This window comes from Amycolatopsis pigmentata (assembly GCF_042684065.1).
Lineage (GTDB): Bacteria > Actinomycetota > Actinomycetes > Mycobacteriales > Pseudonocardiaceae > Amycolatopsis_E > Amycolatopsis_E pigmentata.
Genome location: NZ_JBHUKR010000017.1, coordinates 288,635 through 305,519 on the forward strand (window position 1 = coordinate 288,635; position 16,885 = coordinate 305,519).

19 protein-coding genes are annotated in these 16,885 nt (G+C 67.1%); 10 read left to right on the forward strand and 9 right to left on the reverse strand.

Going from position 1 to position 16,885, the window contains the following annotated elements; genetic code table 11:
• Positions 1 to 23 precede the first annotated feature (23 nt).
• The 4 genes from ACFSXZ_RS28780 to ACFSXZ_RS28795 form a co-directional block, all read right to left on the reverse strand.
• Positions 24 to 2,171, reverse strand: coding sequence for an NACHT domain-containing protein (locus tag ACFSXZ_RS28780; protein WP_378268356.1), 2,148 nt, complete (start codon positions 2,169 to 2,171; stop codon positions 24 to 26).
• Positions 2,172 to 2,175: 4 nt separating this feature from the next.
• Positions 2,176 to 3,027 (reverse strand): DUF6801 domain-containing protein, encoded by an 852-nt coding sequence (locus ACFSXZ_RS28785; RefSeq protein WP_378268357.1) that lies wholly within the window; start codon positions 3,025 to 3,027, stop codon positions 2,176 to 2,178.
• Between the two features lie 415 nt (positions 3,028 to 3,442).
• Positions 3,443 to 3,724 carry a hypothetical protein gene (locus tag ACFSXZ_RS28790; protein WP_378268358.1) on the reverse strand — a complete coding sequence of 94 codons (282 nt, stop codon included), beginning with the start codon at positions 3,722 to 3,724 and terminating at the stop codon, positions 3,443 to 3,445.
• A 668-nt stretch (positions 3,725 to 4,392) separates the two neighbouring features.
• The gene (locus ACFSXZ_RS28795; RefSeq protein WP_378268359.1) at positions 4,393 to 6,810 is read right to left on the reverse strand and encodes a heavy metal translocating P-type ATPase; all 2,418 of its coding nucleotides are present in this window, start codon (positions 6,808 to 6,810) and stop codon (positions 4,393 to 4,395) included.
• Positions 6,811 to 7,027: 217 nt separating this feature from the next.
• Between ACFSXZ_RS28795 and ACFSXZ_RS28800 the strand changes: the two genes are divergently transcribed.
• The 7 genes from ACFSXZ_RS28800 to ACFSXZ_RS28830 all read left to right on the forward strand — a co-directional run bounded on the left by ACFSXZ_RS28800 (position 7,028) and on the right by ACFSXZ_RS28830 (position 10,312).
• On the forward strand, positions 7,028 to 7,375 hold the full coding sequence (locus ACFSXZ_RS28800) for an ArsR/SmtB family transcription factor (protein ID WP_378268360.1): 348 nt from the start codon (positions 7,028 to 7,030) through the stop codon (positions 7,373 to 7,375).
• A complete protein-coding gene (locus tag ACFSXZ_RS28805; RefSeq protein ID WP_378268361.1) occupies positions 7,372 to 7,875 on the forward strand; it encodes an SRPBCC family protein in 504 nt (167 codons plus the stop codon). Before ACFSXZ_RS28800 ends, ACFSXZ_RS28805 begins: the two co-directional genes overlap by 4 nt.
• 43 nt (positions 7,876 to 7,918) lie before the next feature.
• Positions 7,919 to 8,257, forward strand: coding sequence for a hypothetical protein (locus tag ACFSXZ_RS28810; RefSeq protein WP_378268362.1), 339 nt, complete (start codon positions 7,919 to 7,921; stop codon positions 8,255 to 8,257).
• The gene (locus ACFSXZ_RS28815) at positions 8,244 to 8,825 is read left to right on the forward strand and encodes a carboxymuconolactone decarboxylase family protein (protein WP_378268363.1); all 582 of its coding nucleotides are present in this window, start codon (positions 8,244 to 8,246) and stop codon (positions 8,823 to 8,825) included. Before ACFSXZ_RS28810 ends, ACFSXZ_RS28815 begins: the two co-directional genes overlap by 14 nt.
• 333 nt (positions 8,826 to 9,158) lie before the next feature.
• A complete protein-coding gene (locus ACFSXZ_RS28820; protein WP_378268364.1) occupies positions 9,159 to 9,578 on the forward strand; it encodes an SHOCT domain-containing protein in 420 nt (139 codons plus the stop codon).
• Positions 9,579 to 9,581: 3 nt separating this feature from the next.
• Positions 9,582 to 10,064, forward strand: a complete 483-nt coding sequence (locus ACFSXZ_RS28825) for a hypothetical protein (RefSeq protein ID WP_378268365.1) — start codon at positions 9,582 to 9,584, stop codon at positions 10,062 to 10,064.
• Positions 10,065 to 10,102: 38 nt separating this feature from the next.
• Positions 10,103 to 10,312 carry a hypothetical protein gene (locus ACFSXZ_RS28830; protein WP_378268366.1) on the forward strand — a complete coding sequence of 70 codons (210 nt, stop codon included), beginning with the start codon at positions 10,103 to 10,105 and terminating at the stop codon, positions 10,310 to 10,312.
• Between the two features lie 15 nt (positions 10,313 to 10,327).
• On the opposite strand, the gene ACFSXZ_RS28835 is transcribed toward ACFSXZ_RS28830, so the two are convergent.
• Entirely contained in the window at positions 10,328 to 10,894 is a 567-nt protein-coding gene (locus tag ACFSXZ_RS28835) for a rhodanese-like domain-containing protein (protein WP_378268367.1), read from the reverse strand.
• Positions 10,895 to 10,953: 59 nt separating this feature from the next.
• The gene (locus tag ACFSXZ_RS28840; RefSeq protein ID WP_378268368.1) at positions 10,954 to 12,339 is read right to left on the reverse strand and encodes an MBL fold metallo-hydrolase; all 1,386 of its coding nucleotides are present in this window, start codon (positions 12,337 to 12,339) and stop codon (positions 10,954 to 10,956) included.
• A gap of 340 nt (positions 12,340 to 12,679) precedes the next feature.
• Here ACFSXZ_RS28840 and ACFSXZ_RS28845 point away from each other — a divergent pair, with 340 nt between their 5' ends.
• A complete protein-coding gene (locus ACFSXZ_RS28845; RefSeq protein WP_378268369.1) occupies positions 12,680 to 13,120 on the forward strand; it encodes a hypothetical protein in 441 nt (146 codons plus the stop codon).
• 177 nt (positions 13,121 to 13,297) lie between these two features.
• On the opposite strand, the gene ACFSXZ_RS28850 is transcribed toward ACFSXZ_RS28845, so the two are convergent.
• Entirely contained in the window at positions 13,298 to 14,068 is a 771-nt protein-coding gene (locus tag ACFSXZ_RS28850) for a hypothetical protein (protein ID WP_378268370.1), read from the reverse strand.
• Positions 14,069 to 14,105: 37 nt separating this feature from the next.
• A complete protein-coding gene (locus ACFSXZ_RS28855; protein WP_378268371.1) occupies positions 14,106 to 14,921 on the reverse strand; it encodes an NAD-dependent epimerase/dehydratase family protein in 816 nt (271 codons plus the stop codon).
• Between the two features lie 214 nt (positions 14,922 to 15,135).
• On the opposite strand from ACFSXZ_RS28855, the gene ACFSXZ_RS28860 reads away from it, so the two are divergent.
• On the forward strand, positions 15,136 to 15,834 hold the full coding sequence (locus tag ACFSXZ_RS28860) for a TetR/AcrR family transcriptional regulator (protein ID WP_378268372.1): 699 nt from the start codon (positions 15,136 to 15,138) through the stop codon (positions 15,832 to 15,834).
• A 240-nt stretch (positions 15,835 to 16,074) separates the two neighbouring features.
• Here ACFSXZ_RS28860 and ACFSXZ_RS28865 read toward each other — a convergent pair whose 3' ends face one another.
• Entirely contained in the window at positions 16,075 to 16,200 is a 126-nt protein-coding gene (locus ACFSXZ_RS28865; protein WP_378268373.1) for a hypothetical protein, read from the reverse strand.
• Between the two features lie 268 nt (positions 16,201 to 16,468).
• Here ACFSXZ_RS28865 and ACFSXZ_RS28870 point away from each other — a divergent pair, with 268 nt between their 5' ends.
• Positions 16,469 to 16,867: a peptidase inhibitor family I36 protein gene (locus ACFSXZ_RS28870; RefSeq protein WP_378268374.1), complete on the forward strand. Its 399-nt coding sequence runs from the start codon at positions 16,469 to 16,471 to the stop codon at positions 16,865 to 16,867.
• Positions 16,868 to 16,885 lie beyond the last annotated feature (18 nt).

A 16,885-nucleotide genomic window follows, 5' to 3' on the forward strand; every position in this document is an offset into this window, starting at 1 on the left:
CCTATTGTCGGTCGAAAGTTGCTTTACTCCCGAATGGGGACTGTGTCGATCAGGTGATCCTGGAGCCGGGCGTGGCGGAATTGGTAAACCGCACCAGCCTGGCGCAGCACACCTCGCTGGTAGGCATCGTCCAGGAACGCGGTCATCGTCCAGGGCAACCGCCCGGTCAGCGGTAGCCAGATACGTGCCATGACGACCCACTGACCCCAGGCCGTCAAACCGAGCCCGTACGCGATGCCGCCGCCGATCCCGCCCACGAGACCAATCAGGAGTCCATCTTCGAGCGGGAACCAGAGCACGCCGGAGAGTCCGCCCACGAGGACGCCCACCAGCCCCCACACGAGGAACTGGACGACGGTGGTAGTGCGGTTCGCGCGCAACAAGTCAGTGGGGCTGACGGCGGATCTGATGTCGATGGGAACTTCCAGCCTGGTCATGATCCCGGCCGCGAGCCCGATCATGAGGGCATACACCAGCCCGTATCCAAGCCCGTACCCGAGCGCGTCTTCGAGTGCCCGGGCGAGTCCGTTCGCCCCGGGGCCTGCGCCCGGAAAAAGCCCGCTTACCAGGGTCGAGGCGGGCCCGCGCACGAGCCAGGACATGAACTCGATCGCGAACCAGACCACGAAACCGATCACGAGCCAAACCACGATTCCGAACACGAGCCCTGCCCCGAACCCGACCAGGAACCTGGGGGCGAACCTGGCGCGCATTTTCCCCGGTTCGCGGCGGAACCGTACCTGGACCCGCGACGGTTCGAGTGTCGCGCTCCGGAGCAGGAATCTGGGCGCGAACTCGTGCATGAGCCCGAAGACGAGCCCACCCACGATGCCGACCGCGATTCCGGCCAGCAGACCTACCTTGAGCCCGGCCGCGAACTCGAACCTGACCCAGTCCACCACCCCGGTCAGGACGCCGTCCACGATGCCGAGCAGCCACCCGGACGCGTTCGCGACGGTGAGTATGCGCGACGAGCGGCGCATCGTGTTGCCCAGTTGCCACCAGGCGAGGTTGGGTGTGCCGAGTCGATCCAGGTGCTGGGCGAGGTAGCACAGCCAGCGCCGCACTCGGTCGAGGTCCCAGCGCTGCCCCGGCAGGTCCTGATAGACCGTGGGGATGAAATTGCCCACGAGGTGGTCTTTCAGGGCTTCCGGGCTGTCGAACCGGTCGGTGTCCAGCAGTTCGGCCGGGTCGTGGTCGGGGGTGTCGCTGAAAATGGTGCGGGCCAGGGCGACCATGAGCGGAGTGGTCAACGCCGTCGCCAGGTTGACGCTGGCCGGGCGCCGAGGATGGTCGCGCAGTTCGTTCAGGACGGGCTCCCACACGGTCGCGGTGCCGTCGACGGTGACTTTGCGGGTAGTGAGCGGCAGGTAATCGACCAGATCGGCGAGGACGAGGTCGGCCAGTTCGATACCGGCGGCGGCACTCAGCACATCGGTTCCCTCCACCGCGGCCTCGTATTCCACGCGGCGGCTGGTCAGCAGCAGGGGCAGGCTGGTGGTGCGGTTGAGTTCGCGCAGCGCGGCAGGGTGCAGGCCACCGGCGATCTCGTCGAATCCGTCCAGAACGGGCAGGATGCGGTCGGTCTCGACCAGCGCGGCGGCCAGCGTCGACCCGTCGGGACCGGTCGTGGCCAGGCCGGGATGGTCGCGGATCAGTTGGCCGATGAGCCAATCGCGCAGCGTGCGGGCAGTCGGGTTCCAGGAGCCGAGGCTGAAGATCACCGGTACCGCGTCGGCGCCGGTGCGGGCCTTCAGCAGGTCCAGGACGAACCGAATGGTCAGGATCGTCTTTCCCGATCCGGCCCGGCCCAGGATCACGAGCCGTCCGGACGGTATCCGCCGGTACACATCCACGATCTGGTCCAGTTGACCGGCGAGATCCAGCGGGCCGTGGGGCTCCTCGGCCGAGCCACGGCAGATGTTCTCCCAGTGATCCGTCACTTCCGCGGCTGCCGGTTGCCACCGTGCGGGCAACGGAAACGGATCCTGAACCTGCCGCTGTTCCTCTTCCCGCCGCCAGCGGGTACCGACCGCCTGTGCGAGTTGATCGGCAGCCTCCGCCAGCGCGTCCGAACGCGCCGGCCGGTAGTTGATCGTGACGGAACCGTCGATCTTCCCGGCCATGACCGCCGGCGCCTGGACAGGCCCGTTTATTTCGTTGCTCGTCACCGGTTCACCGTCCGCCGGACGCTCGACGGCGCATCAGCCACCGCACCCCACCGACCACCCCGGCGATCAGCGCCAGCCCGCCCCCTATCAGCCACCAGTCCGGACCACGGCCGGGAGAGACTCGGTCGCCGGCCTTCGCGATGGCGTAGGCCGGGGTGATGGAAGTGGTCGGTGCGGGCGCGGATTCGCTGCGCGTGGGTGTCGGGGGTGCTGTGGTGCTAGTCCTGGCCGGCGTCGGGCCCGCGGCGGCCGGGGCGATCTCTATCGAGGCCACGGACCCGTTCTGCCCGGGATCCAGCGCACAGGACACGTCCGCATGACTGATCGGCGCCGGGCTGCCATCGGCGCTTTTGAGGTCCATGTGCACGGCCAGCACGGGATTGAGGACGATCGTCACAAGACCGGGCCGGTGGAAGACAAGACTGGGCGTCGTTCCGGTCGCGTGGATGATGATCGGGCCGGACGCCGGGATAGGGATCAGCGGCACGCTCTCTGATTTGCTGACCGGGATGTCGCCCTCCGGCGCCCGCACCACGACCGCCCCGTCCACCGTGCCCTCGGCCGCCGCCACGCCGACGAACTGGGCCAACCGGGTTGCGGAGGCATCCACGGTCGCGGTGATGTCGAAGTCGTAGGCCGGAGTGGCCCGGCCGACCGGCAACGACTCCGGGGCATTCCACGTGACCTGGCCGGTCAGGGCGATCTGAACCGGGAACGGCGGCAGGGAGCAGGAATAGTGCAATGTCACCCCGCCTGGGTTCGCGGCGGCGGACCCGGTAACCCACATTCCCATCCCGATGGTCATCACCGTGACTGTCGTCCCGATTCGCGCGATCCGCATCAGTGTATTGATCAACAAGTTTCCTGTGTTTATTGGGAATTCATGACAACTGAGGAAAAGTGAACACGTGATGGGGACCCATTGGAGTGTTACCGTCGAGTACTCCGTGTGCGATGCGGTGAACGGGTGTCGTCCCACGACGAGCGGTATAACCCCTGTGAGTGCGGCTGATCGGGCCGCGACAGGTTGGCGACCGGCCCTGACTCGCCGTCGTATGGGCGCGACTTTCCCTAATAATGGGTAGTTTTCCGTGGAATCGGGCGTCCAGCGCGTCACGAGCGCCGAGGCGGGCCACCAGTACCCGCGTGCGACCTTGCGCAGGGGGCGGCGAATACGACACGTCGGGAACCTGATCGCGGCGCCGCTGCAGGGAAAATCCCGTCGGAACGGGGCGACCTCGTTCCCCGAATTGTCCACAATGGAGCAATGCTCAGAGCGGAATCCGTTCGACCTCGACGATGTCACCCAGTTCGGCGAGGGCAGCGAAGAATTCGTCGTGGGATCTTCCGGCCTCAACGCTCACGGCGACATAGCCCGGATCGAACCACTTGAAAGGGATGCAGCCCAACTCGAACCGGTCCTCACCCACGCGCCTGGCCCAGAGCTGCTCGAAGTTGTCACTCTCGCGCCCGATGTCGTCGAGCACACCACGGAGCATGAAGCTCGGCACCGGCCGACAGACCGGGTCCGGATGGGTCGCGATCTTGGTCACCGATCCCCGCCGTACTTGCCGTGGCGCGGCGTGCGTACGAGCAGTGAGCATTATCCGAGCCCGTGGGACCCCGGTTCGGAGTGACCGTCACCCGGGGTCGCACCCGACCCAGACCACTGAACAGGCTGAAGTCGATCGCGCCTCCCAGCACGACGAAGATCAACCCCGCGATACCACACAGTACGAAGTGGACCACAGTACGGCGACTACCGAACCACTTCATCCCCAGCCTGCTACCGAGCGCGAACAGCCCGGCATAGACACCAATCCTCAGCAGCAGAGCCACCAAGTTCACAAAGGACGCGCCCTCCGGCCAGTTGTCGACTGCGATCGGAAGCGGCACATCCCCGCAGTACGCCCACGTACGCAGCAACACCGCGTCGACCTGGAAGGCGGCAAGGACGCCCACCACGATGGACACGAGTGCGACCACGCAACCAGCGCCGTGCCGACGCGGGTACTCAACGAACGTCGACTCCACGGCCCACACTCCAGTCTTACGTCCGCGATCGCACAAAGAGCGAAGATTGCAGCGATTCGCAAGAAGAGCCGCTCACCGAGTCGGGGCCCGGCTGACGCCGGAGTGTTTCCAAACCATTCGGACCGGGCGCGGCACGTCTGCCCGTCGCCTTACGGCCGCCGGAGAAACCCGCTCCGGTATGCCCCGTTCACGCCGCACGGCCCTGTTCGATATCGCCGCTCGTCGCGGTGGTGGGCGCGGACGGTGCCGGTGCGGGCGCGGCGGCCGGCAACCGGAGTCGTTTGAGGGCCAGCGCGTTGACCGCCACGATCACGCTGGAGCCGGACATGGTCAGCGCGGCGATCTCCGGCCGCAGCACCAGACCGAACGCGGGGTCGAAGACACCGGCGGCGACAGGCAGGGCGATGGTGTTGTAGCCGATGGCCCAGCCCAGGTTCTGCCGCATCTTGCGCACCGTGCCGCGCCCGATCCGCAGCGCCGTAGGCACGTCCAGCGGATCGGAGCGCATCAGCACCACGTCAGCGGTCTCGATCGCGACATCGGTGCCCGCGCCGATCGCGATCCCCACGTCGGCCTGCGCCAGCGCCGGGGCATCGTTCACGCCGTCACCGACCATCGCGACCGAGCGCCCCTCCCGTTGCGACTCGGCCACCTTGGCGGCCTTGTCCCCGGGCAGGACCTCGGCGATGACGGTATCGATGCCCAACTCGCGGGCGATGCGTTCGGCGGTCGCCTGGTTGTCGCCGGTGAGCATCACGACCTCGATCCCGAGATCGTGCAGCGCGGTCACGGCCGCAACGGAGGTTTCCCTTGGGGCGTCGGCGATCCCGATCACGCCGGCGGCGACGCCGTCGACCGCGGCGACGATCGCGGTGTGCCCGGTGTTCGCCAGTTCGTCGCGGTGCGCGGCCAGTGAGCCCAGTTCGATGCCTTCCCGGTCGAGCAGGCGCCGGTTACCGACGACCACCCGATGTCCGCCCACGTCGGCGATCGCCCCGTGCCCGGGCACGTTCTCGAACCGCCGTGCCGCCGGCACGTCCAGTCCGCGATCCTCGGCGTGGCGCACGATCGCCTCCGCCAAGGGGTGTTCGGATTCCCGCTCCACGGCGGCAACCAGGCGCAGCAACTCCCCCTCGCCGGCTCCGTCGCCGGTGATCACGTCGGTGACGGCGGGTTCTCCCTTGGTCAGAGTGCCGGTCTTGTCCATCACGACAACCTGGACCCGCGCCGAGGTCTCCAATGCGAGCGCGTTCTTGAACAGCACACCGCGCTGGGCGCCCAGGCCGGTGCCGACCATGATCGCGGTCGGGGTCGCCAACCCCAGCGCGTCCGGGCAGGTGATCACCACGACGGTGATGGCGAACAGGATCGCGGTGGCGAACGCGCTGCCGGTGGCCAGCCAGACAGCCAGGGTCACGCCCCCGCCGATCAGGGCGACCAGCACCAGCCAGAACGCGGCCCGGTCGGCCAGCTTCTGCCCGGGCGCCTTGGAGTTCTGCGCCTCCTGCACCAATTTCACGATCTGCGCCAGGGCGGTGTCCGCGCCCACCTTCGTCGCGCGGACGCGAAGAGTGCCGTTGGCGTTGATGGTCGCCCCGATCACCTCCGAGCCGGATTCCTTGTGCACCGGCAGGCTTTCCCCGGTGACCATCGACTCGTCGACCTCGCTCTGGCCGTCCTCGACCACACCGTCCACCGCGATCTTGGCACCGGGACGGACCAGCAGGATGTCATCGACCGCGACCTCGGCGGTCGGGATCTCCACCGGCCGGCCGTCCCGGATCACCACGGCGCGCGGCGGGGCCAGGTCGAGCAGCGCGCGGATGGCGTCGTTGGCGCCACCCCGTGCCCGCATCTCGAACCAATGCCCCAGCAACACGAACGACGCCAGCACGGTGGCCGCCTCGTAGAACACATCGCCGCCGCCGGTCAGGCTGACCACCAGCGAATACAGCCACCCGGACCCGACCGCCACCGCGACCAGCACCATCATGTCCAACGTGCGGGCCCGCAAGGCCCGCACCGCCCCGTCGAAGAAGATCCAGCACGAGTAGAAGATCACGGGCAGGCTCAACACCAGCATCCACACATCGGCCCGCCACCCGAACGGCACCGGCAGACACAGACCGAACACCGCGGCGCCGATCGGGGACCACAGCACGATCGGGATGGAGAACACCACCGCGACCAGGAACCGGTTTCGCATATCGGCGACCATCGCGGCCATCGACATGCCCGCGTGCGCGCCGTGGTCCATCGCCTCGCCGACGGATGGTGACGTCTCGGCTTCACCGGGCCCGGACACGGGACGTTCATGACGCGGCAGGCCGGGTTCGCGCATCGGGTCGCACACATGTCCCGGCACGGACTGACCCGCGCAGTGATACCCGCAGTCCCGCACCCAGTCACGCAACGCGGCCACCGATGTCCGTGCGGGATCGAACGTCACCGTCGCCGTCTGCGCCACCGCATTCGGCTCGACCTCCACAACCCCCGGCCGGCGCCGCAACACCGCGCTCACCACGTTCTGCTCACTGGCCCACCGCACACCGCGAACATCGAGAACCACGGTGTCCCGGCTTCCAGGGGCGTCGCGCTCATGCATCGTCCTATCTCCCTCGGTCGGACACCTCGCGCATCACGACCCCAACATACCTGCCGGGGGTATATCTGACGAGGGCATTTCGTCCACAGCGGGGATACGTGAGTCACCTCTGCCCATGTCCCGGTCAGCCGAACGTCACCGATTCCGCCACGGCCGGCTTGCCCTGCTCTCCGCCTGTTGCTCGACATCGTGATGCGTAAGTAGTAACTTACGCGTTATGGTGACCGCGACCGCCGATCCGTGGCAGGCCCTGGCCGATCCCACTCGGCGCAGGGTGTTCGCCCGTGTCGCCGGCGGGCCGTGCTCGGTCACCGAGATCGCGCGGGAGCTGCCGGTCAGCCGGCCGGCGGTGTCACAGCACCTGCGCGTTCTGCTGGACGCCCAACTGGTCGACGTCCGCCGGCAGGGCCGGATGCGCGTGTACGAGATGCGAGCCGGCGGCCTCGACCAGATGCGTCAAGAACTCGACTCGTACTGGCGCAAGACGTTGACCCGGTTCAAAGACGTGGCCGAGCGGACCTACCAGCCGACCGCGACCACAGCGGAAGGGACGCCACCTCGATGAGCACCGCTCCACAAGACCAGACCGCGCTGCAGGTCGACATCGTCGTCGACGTCCCCGTGGAGCACGCTTTCCGCGTGTTCACCGAGCGGTTCGACGAGATCAAACCCCGCGAACACAACCTGCTCGCGGTGCCCATCGAACGCACTGTGCTGGAGCCCCGGATCGGCGGCACCGTGTACGACGTCGGCACCGACGGCAGCCGGTGCACGTGGGCACGGGTCCTCGCGTACGAACCACCGCACCGGCTGGTCATCAGCTGGGACATCAACCCGCGATGGCAGGTGGAGTCCGACCCGGACCGCACGAGCGAGGTGGAAATCCGATTCACGGCCGAGGCCGCCGAACGCACCCGGGTGGTACTCGAACACCGGCACCTCGACCGGCACGGCGAGGGCTGGCAGGGCTTCACCAACCTCGGCACCGGCGCGGGCTGGCCCGTCTACCTCGAACGGTTCCGCGCCGCGACGCAACGGCAGACCGAGGGCGCCTCGGGCAGCTAGCGTCCACGAAGGACCCGATCCTCGACCACCGTGGAGAGGTTTCATGAGCACGGACACCGGCGCCCCGCACCACGATCACGCGGAAGCCTTACGCGCTGCGGTCGCGGGCGACACTGGAGTGACGGCGGCATCGCTACGGACGGCCACATCGGCCAGAGCCGCGGGTGGGGCGCCTATCGCCGAGCCGTACGACAACCTCGCCCGGCAGATCGGTGAAGCCTCCTACCGAGTGACCGACGCCGAGGTCGATGCCGTCCGGCACGCGACAGGCAGCGACAAAGCGGCCTTCGAGATCGTGATGTCCGCGTGTATCGGAGCAGGACTGGCGCGGTGGGACGCCGCCGCTCGGGCCATCGAGGAGGCGACCGATGCGTCTGCCTGAGGTCGAGCGCGGTGACAGCCTCCGTAGCAGGACGCTGATCCGGATCATCTCCATGATGCTGGGCGCACGCCTCCCGGACGCGGCCCGGGTTGCCTTCTACCACAAGGACTTTCTCGGCCCGGCCCTCGGCGCGTGGACCCAGGAGGCGATGCGCGGGCCCAGTGAATGGTCCGTGGCAGAGCGGGAACTGATGGCCGCGATGGTCGCCAAGTGGAACTCGTGCCCGTTCTGCGTCGGCGCGCACCGGGCCATTGCCGTGCGCGGCATGGACAACGCGGTAGCGGACGCTTGCCTCGACGACTACCACACCGCACCCATCTCGGATCCACTACGCGCGACGCTCGCCGTCCTGGAAACGATGACCTTGCACCCCGGCGAACTACAGGCCGCCCAAGCTCAAACGGCGATCAACGCAGGGGCCACCCGCCGGCAACTCACGGACGCGGCAGCGGTCGCGGCGCTGTTCAACATCATCACCCGCTACGCCAACGCCTTGGACTTCGTCATCCCGACCGAGGCCGAATTCGACAAGGCAGCAGGCATGATGCTCAAACGCGGCTACGCATAGCGCCGCCGCTCAACGTATCCGGAAGGGTGCCCAGCGGCCGGCCGTTCCCGGGGCCACCGCCCGCACCGAGCGTGCCTGGCGAAGGCGTGCACACTTCCCGAGGCCATGACACAAGAAGTCCTCTTTGGACAGTGATGGGAAATCGACGGACCGGAATACCGGAGCCGACCGGCCACACCGCACGGAATTCCGCACCCGGCCGGCGAATCGTAACCGGCCGGCTCAGGGGAATGAGTGACCTGGGCACCCCTCGCGCGGGGCCAAGGTCCCTTGGCCGGTCACCTCCTCCGTGGTGAAGGTGAAAACAAACCTGCTACCAAGGAGCGGTCGGCGATGATGTATGGCACGGGGTCCGTGTGGATGTTCGTGATGCCCGTGATCTGGATCGGGCTCATCGCGTTGATCATCTGGGCGGTGTTCCGACACACCCGCGCCCGGCGCGACGGCGCCGCGAGGGAGCGGGCCCAAGAGGATCTCCGCCGAAGGTTTGCCCGCGGCGAGATCAGTGCCGAGGAATTCGCGGCGAGCGTGCGCGAACCCGGCCCGGCACCGGCGAGCACGACGACCGAACCGCGCAACCGTTGGCTGCCACTCGCCGTTCTGATCGCCGCAGCGGGGTTGCTCGCCGCCTCCATCGTGGGAGTGTCACTCGGTGCCGCGTCCCCGACGGCGGGCAACGGGTACGGCCCGGACAACGGCGGACCGATGATGCCCGGGCCCGATCGCGGTTCGGACAACAGGGCAGGAACCTAGGGGGTGCCCGGAACGGGACCGGTCCGGACCATGCCGGAAGCGGCGGCGGCCGCCCAGCGCTTCGCCGCCGCCCAGGGTTTGCACGTCGGTGAGGTCATGCAGTTCAGCAACGGCTATTACGTCGAACTCCTCGACCCGTCAGGCCACGGCGCGACCGAAGTCCTCGTCGACCCGCAAAGCGGTGATGTCCGGGTCGAGGAAGGTCCGGCGATGATGTGGAACACCCGCTACGGCATGATGCCCGCCAACCAGCCCGCGCCCGCCGCCATCGCGCCGGAGCAAGCACAACGAATCGCCGACCAATGGTTGCGGGGCAACCAGCCGGGTCTCCACGCGGCCGACGCCACGGCCTTTCCCGGCTACTACACCCTCCACACCCAGCACGACGACCGGATAGTCGGCATGCTCTCGGTCAACGGCCAGAACGGAGCGGTCTGGTACCACACCTGGCACGGGCAGTTCATCGCCATGCAGGAGCAACCCTGACGGGCGCACAGACCCGATCCACATCACGCCGCGCGGTCGTGATCGATGAACCCGCGTGGTCGAGCCGGGACGGGCCGGGGAAAACCGCCGAAGAAGCGGGTGAGGACGGGGCGTATCTGCCCCCGATGAACACGATCTTCCAAACCGCACCCATCGGCGCGGACGTGTGGCTGCGTATCCTGGCCGCCGCCGTGGCCGCCGGCCTCGTCGTGGCCGCCGACAAACGGCTCAGGCGAACACGCACATGACGACCGGACGAGCCGCTACCCGGCCAACGCCGCGAGCACCGTTTTGACGTCGGTTTTCGGGCCTTTGTTGTAGGGCAGTTTGGACAGCAGCATGCCCATCGCGCAGGTGTTGCTGACCGCGGCGAAGGCGAGTCCGGCGCCGACGGCGGTGCCGACCAGATACGCACCGGGAACCGCCAAGCCGGCCAGGCCGCTCACCAGCACGATCGACCCCGCCACCAGCCGTACCTGACGTTCGAGGTCCCATCGTGGCTTGCCGCGCACGACCGGGTACTGGGCGGATTCCCAGGCGAGCATGCCGCCTTCGAGCACGCGCAGGTTCGGCAGGCCGGCCTCCGCGAGGGCCTGCTTCGCCTGGCCGGCCCGGTTGCCGGAGCGGCAGATCAGCACGACCTCCTCGTCGAGGTGATGCAGCAGTTCCGCGCGGTGCTCGCGCAGGGTGTCGAGCGGCACGTTGTACGAGCCGGGAATGTGGGCGGTGCGGAACTCGCCCGGGGTCCGGACGTCCAGCAGCCGGGGACCGTTCTCGGCCGCCACGAGCTCGCGCAGAACGGCGGGAATCAGGTTGTGGGTCCGTCCCAACGACGGTTCGGTGGTGGAAATGACTGCCTCGCAAAGGAAAACGAAGGAAGGGACAACCGTCAGTGCCGCGTGGCGGCTTCGGACGACAGGAGCCATGCGCCGTATCCGCCGAGCAGGTCGGACACGTCGTCCCGGCCCGCGTGCCGGAGCAGGCTGGCGGCGATGGAGGACCGCAACCCACCGGCGCAGTGCAGGACCACGGGCCGCTCGGCCGGGATTTCGCCGATCCGGTCGAGCAGTTGTGCCAACGGGATGTGCAGCGAACCCTCGATGCCGCCTTCCTCCCGTTCCGCGGCGTTGCGCACATCGACGACGACCGGTGGCCGCTCCCCGCCCAGAGCATCCCGGAGCTGATCGGCGGTGACACGACTGGCCTGAACCATTTCGCCGGCCAGTTCGGGCAGCCTCGCCTCGGCATCGGCGAGGTACCCGGTGACCCGGTCGAACCCGATCCGCGCGAGCCGGGTGACGAGTTCGTTCTCCCGGCCTGCCGGCGCGATGACGACGACCTCCTGTCCGGGCCGGATCACCGTGCCCGCCTGCTCCGCGAAGCGCCCATCGGCGGGAACGTTCACCGCACCGCGCAGGTGCCCCGCGGCGAACTCCTGCGGGTCGCGGCCGTCCACCAGCACCGCCCCGGCCGCCCGCCGGGCCAGCACCTCGTCCACGGCCAGTGGCCGGGCCGTCGCCGGGTCGAACAGGTCGTGGTCCTTGCGGTTGAGCGTGGCGTCGTAGGCGAAGTATCCGGGCGCGACCGCCTGCCCGGCCGTGACGACCGCGACGAACTCCTCTTCGCTCATCGGCTTGCACGCGTAGTTGGTGAGGCGTTGCATGCCGATCGTCGACGACCGCTCCGTCGACAGGTTCTTGCCGCACGCGGAACCCGCACCGTGCGCGGGGAACACACGCACCGCGTCCGGCAGCGACATCAGCTTCCGCTGGACGCTGTCGTAGAGTTCGCGAGCCAGTTCGTCGGCCGTCACACCGACGGAGGCCAGCAGGTCGGGCCGCCCCACATCGCCGATGAACAGCGCGTCCCCGGTCAGCACGCCATAAGCGACCTCGTCGTCGGCGTGCTCGTAGACCAGCACACTGACCGACTCCGGCGTATGACCCGGGGTCTCCATGATCTCGAGCGTGACCTCGCCCAGACTGACGCGCTCACCCTCGGCGAGCTTCCGGATCGGGTACTCGGCCTCGGCACGCCGCCCGTAGCCGATCCACGCCCCGGCGCGGTCCGCCAGTTCCAGGTGACCGGCCAGGAAATCGGCGTGGAAGTGCGTGTTGATGACACCCACGATCGTGAAACCGCGCGCGTCGGCGTCGGCCACGTACTCCGAGACGTCACGCCGAGGGTCGACGACCACCGCCTTTCCGGTGGACTCGTCCGCGATCAGATACGACGCCTGCGACAGGCAGTCGAGGTAGTACTGGGCGAAGAACACAGGGCCTCCCAATCCGTCCTGGATACCCCGGGGGGTATAAATCCGACGGTAACCCGTCCTTCGTCAGTCGTCAAATGGGACAACACCGAGCACCTGGACCAAGCCGGTTGCGGGCAACCCCGCGCAGCACCGTCCGTACGCGCGCGATCGCTTTTCGCAGCATGACGGAAAGGCACTCACCAGTTGGCCGGATAAGACGGAAAACGCGGCCGTTACTACCACGAGCGGCACATCACAAAAGCACTCGACTTTTCCGATTCCGCGTCCCGAAGATCCGGGCTCTGCCACACTGCAACCACCCAAAACGGTCTGTCGATCTTTCACAGAAAGGCTGGATTTCGTGGACAAATTCGACCTGAAGCAGGTCACGAAGCTGGAATGGACCGCGATCGGCGCGGGAATTCTGGCGTTCATCGCGAGCTTTCTGCCCTGGTTCTCGTTCGACGCCGGGATCATCAGCAGCAGCGTGACCGCCTGGGGTGTGGGCATCGGCGGCTGGGGGCCCGTGCTGCTCCTGATCGCCTGCGCCGCAGTGGTGCTCGCACCCCACTTCGGCAAGCAGGTGCCGAACGCCCCGCTGATCTGGCTGGCCGCCTCCGGCGCCGCCCTGCTGATCATCCTGCTGCGCTGGATCACCCTGCCCAGCAGCGGCGTGGGCACCGGTCTCGGCACCGGTCTCGACGCGGGCGCGGGATTCGGCCTCTTCCTCGGCCTGATCATCGCCGCGGTGTCCGTCGCGGGCGCGATCGTCAACTTCCTGGCGACACGCAAGACCGTCTGAATCGATCGCGTTTTCCACCTGCCCGGTCCGGCACATCGCCGGCCGGGTTTCTTTCTGTCACGACGCACGTAGCCGGAATGGGATCGCGGGCATCGTCCGGCACAAGGCTCACGGCCCCCGGTCAGCCCTTGACGGGGAAGGGATGACCGGGGGCTTGGCTGGACGCTCGCCGCGGTGTCAGCGGGCCGCGAGTTTGGCCGACTCCCAGAACTCGATGGCCATATGCACCTTGTGCCCGTCGACGATCACCTGCGGCATATTCGGCGGAAATGCGGCGCAAAGTTTGACGGAAACACCCTGATCCAACGGCTTGAATTGATGGAAGGCGACAGCATTGATATCCGTACCGTCGTCGCTCGCCAACCTCGCGTAACCCGCGGTCAGGACCGGATAGCCGGCGTCGCGCTCAACAGGAGCCGCGACATCGAGATCAGGTACGGTGTGCACCTCCGTCGGGCCACCGTACATTCCGAACGTCTCCATTACGAGAAGCCGGCCACCGCCGTCCACGTAGGCAAAATAATGGTCCGGGTGCAGCGCCGGGTAAGTCTGCCGCAAAGCGTCGAAATCCGACCCCTGGCGGAATTTGTCGAACGGTACCCCGGTGATCGTCAAGTCGGCACGGGCAATCCGGATCGGAGCCCCCGCAGGTGCGTCGTTCGCGTCCTTCCACAGCTGGTCAGAGGCCTGCAACTGCGCCTTGAAGAGACCCCGGATACCGTCGAAATCGTAGGATCGACGCGTAGCGATACTCACCTCGCGCGCGTCTTCCGGACTGAGTAGGTTGATGTCATCGTCGGACAGGGTGTTTCCGTTGTGTCTGATTTCCGCGCCGAGGCGCTTCATCTCACGGAGCACATGCACGTGACGGTCGTATTCCAGCCTTTCAAGTTGCTCAGCCGAATACCGTTGACCGTCGATCAAGCACTCCAACGTGAGGTCGGGCATTGGATCGCCTTTCTGGGACAGCGTTGAAGAAAATCCGTTACAGCGCGCCCTCGGCGGCGGCCTGGTACATGCTGCGGACGACCGGCACGAAACCGAGTTGCCGGGCGAGGGACCCGTCCGCGCGGCCGCTCCAGGGGTTGGTCAGGGGTTCGGCGGACTCCGGGAAGTCGGCGCCGACGAGACGGGAGATCTCGTAGGCCGAGGCGGGCGCGTCGTCGACAAGGTTCACGATGTGGCCGTCCAGCGCGCCCGTCAAGGCGAGCCGCACACCGGTGGCGATATCGCGGTGGTGAAGGAGGCTCATGGCCTGGGCGGGGTGCCACTTCCAAGAGGCCAGCACCCGCGGCGCGGCCTGCAAGTGGCCGTCGCCGTCGCCGTAGACGAGCGCGAAGCGCAGGACGCTCCAGGTCAGTCCACTCTCGCGCAGGACCCGCTCGGCGATGATTTTGCTGGCAGGGTAGGCATCCTGCGCGCCGACCGGGTCGTCCTCGCGGGCAGGCCTAGGCAGGTCTGCGTCGTAGACGCGAGTGGTGCCGGCCATGATGAATCGCGCATCGGGGGCGTGTTCCCGCACCGCATTGACGAGGTTGCGCGTGCCGTCGACGTTGACCCGGTGGACATCCTCGTCGTTCTCCGCGCGCAGCACAGCGGCGAGATGAACGACGGCCGAGACGCCCTTGACGGCCTGCGGGAGGGATTCGGGGTCGAGCAGATCGCCCTCGACAGCGGTGACGCCAGTCGGAACTGTCTTGCCGGAGCGGACGAGGGCACGGCAGTCATCGCCCGAGTCCAAGATGCGGGGCAGCAGACGGGGGCCGATGCGTCCGGTTCCACCGGTGATCAGGATGGTCATGTTTTGCTTCTTTCTGCCTGGTTGGTTGATCCGCCGGTGGTCCGGACCAAGCCCGGACTGGTCACAGGTCGTCGCGCCCCGGCGGGTGTGAGTGAGCCGAACCCGAGCCTAGCGCTACTAACACGTTAGCTATAGCGTTGATAAAACCAAAGCTAGCATGTCGAGCGTAGCGACGCTACTCTCAGGGAGAGGGGGCCGAGACGAGGGAAGTGCGATGAAGCAAGCGCCAGGGGATGCCCGGCGAGACGTCCGGGCCACCGTCATCGAAGTAGCCCTCAAGCTGCTCCGAGACGGCGGCCAGGACGCGGTGACCACCAGAGCCGTCACCGACGCGGCAGGGATTCAGGCACCCACCCTCTACCGCCTTTTCGGCGACAAGCGGGGCCTGCTGGACGCGGTCGTCGAACACGGCTACGAGCTGGCCTACAACGAGAAGCTCAAGCGTAGCCACCATCCCGACCCGGTAGAGAGCATGCGGGAAGGCTGGGCGTTCCTCACCCGGTTCGGCCTCGAAAACTCGATGCTGTTCTCGCTGACCTACAGTTCCCTTCGGCCGGGCTTCGTGTCCCCGGTCATTCAGAAGACGTACCACCTCCTCGAAAAGATCTCGCACCAGTTGGCGGTCGCCGGCCGCCTCAAGGTCACCGAGAAGCAGGCCACCGACCTTGTCTACGCCACCAGTTGCGGGGTGGTCCTGGCCCTGATCTCCATGCCGGAGGAGCAGCGAGACCTGCGCCTGTCGAAAGACGCCTGCGAGGCGGTCATCAACGCCATCACCACCGACGCCGCACCGGAGCGCAACACGACCGCCGCGATCACGCTCCACGCCTCCCTGTCCGACGTGAAATGCCTGACCAGCGGCGAGCGCCTGCTCCTCAGCGAGCTACTCCAGCGCATCGCGCTCGACGAGTGAACCAGCCCTGAACCGGCCCACCGCGACTCAAGCGCTTGGCCGAAGGGCCTGAGATCACGATCATTCTCGTAGCACCGCAATTCCGGTATCCAGGGCCTACCTGGCCGTGCGGCTGCCGGAATTTCTTCGCAGGAATCCCGCGGCCTGCGATCGCGCCTTGGTCAAGGCGGATTCGTTCCTGCTGTATTCGGCGTTGCAAGCCTGAAAACCTTGAAGTGACCTTCCGCGACCACCGCCGCGTCAGCCTTCCACGGGGGCGAGGGCCGGACGCTTGGGGTGGATGCCGTCGCCGGAGGACTCGCCCGTGCCGCTCACCTTCCGCGGCCGGGCAACGGTGACCGCGGAAATCCCAGCACGCGACCTCATCGGGACTTTCTCCGTTCAACTTTTCGGTGTAAGTGTTGACCTCGCTTTATTGGCGTCCGGTGGACAGGCGTCCGTTGAAGGTGATCTCGAAGGCTTCAATGCTTTTTCCGCGGTAAGGCGGGTTTGTAGGACTCGAGTGCCGGAGGGAACCGTCCGGGTACCGGGGTGGTACCGGGGCCGGTCAGGCTGTGGTCAGCCGACTTCATCGAATCGGCTCGACACTGGGGTGAAAGGATTTATCACAATGCGTAGAATCAGATTGACAACCGTGGCCGTCGGAATCGCCGCCGGCTTGTTCGGCATGGCGAGCGTGCTCCCGGCGGATGCCGCGGAGTCGCCCGCGGCGGCCAGGGATGGCGTCTGCGACCCCGGCGAGTTCTGCTACTACTGGGGACTAGACCAGTTCGGATCAGTCTCCGACTTCACCGTATCGGTCAGCAACTACGGAACGGTCGAGCCGAGCTGCTACGACTTCAAAGGGCCGGGCCCCGGCCAAGGTCAGTGCATCAAGAACAACGCGGAGTCGGTGTGGAACCGCTCCAGCAGGCCGGTCAAGGTTTTCTACAACAGCGGTTTCACCGGATATTACGAAACCTTCCAGCCCGGCCAGGCAGGCAACCTCGACGCCACCCTGATCAACAACAACGCCTCACACCAATTCAATTAGCGTCTACGCGCGGAACAG

Bases quoted from the DNA above. Each gene is read 5' to 3' on its own strand.
- ACFSXZ_RS28820 (WP_378268364.1), top strand. From the start codon at position 9,159: ATGATGTATGGCACGGGGTCCGTGTGGATGTTCGTGATGCCCGTGATC.
- ACFSXZ_RS28860 (WP_378268372.1), top strand. From the start codon at position 15,136: ATGAAGCAAGCGCCAGGGGATGCCCGGCGAGACGTCCGGGCCACCGTC.
- ACFSXZ_RS28865 (WP_378268373.1), bottom strand. From the start codon at position 16,200: ATGAGGTCGCGTGCTGGGATTTCCGCGGTCACCGTTGCCCGGCCGCGG.
- ACFSXZ_RS28815 (WP_378268363.1), top strand. From the start codon at position 8,244: ATGCGTCTGCCTGAGGTCGAGCGCGGTGACAGCCTCCGTAGCAGGACG.
- ACFSXZ_RS28810 (WP_378268362.1), top strand. From the start codon at position 7,919: ATGAGCACGGACACCGGCGCCCCGCACCACGATCACGCGGAAGCCTTA.
- ACFSXZ_RS28805 (WP_378268361.1), top strand. From the start codon at position 7,372: ATGAGCACCGCTCCACAAGACCAGACCGCGCTGCAGGTCGACATCGTC.
- ACFSXZ_RS28855 (WP_378268371.1), bottom strand. From the start codon at position 14,921: ATGACCATCCTGATCACCGGTGGAACCGGACGCATCGGCCCCCGTCTG.
- ACFSXZ_RS28850 (WP_378268370.1), bottom strand. From the start codon at position 14,068: ATGCCCGACCTCACGTTGGAGTGCTTGATCGACGGTCAACGGTATTCG.
- ACFSXZ_RS28795 (WP_378268359.1), bottom strand. From the start codon at position 6,810: ATGCATGAGCGCGACGCCCCTGGAAGCCGGGACACCGTGGTTCTCGAT.
- ACFSXZ_RS28800 (WP_378268360.1), top strand. From the start codon at position 7,028: ATGGTGACCGCGACCGCCGATCCGTGGCAGGCCCTGGCCGATCCCACT.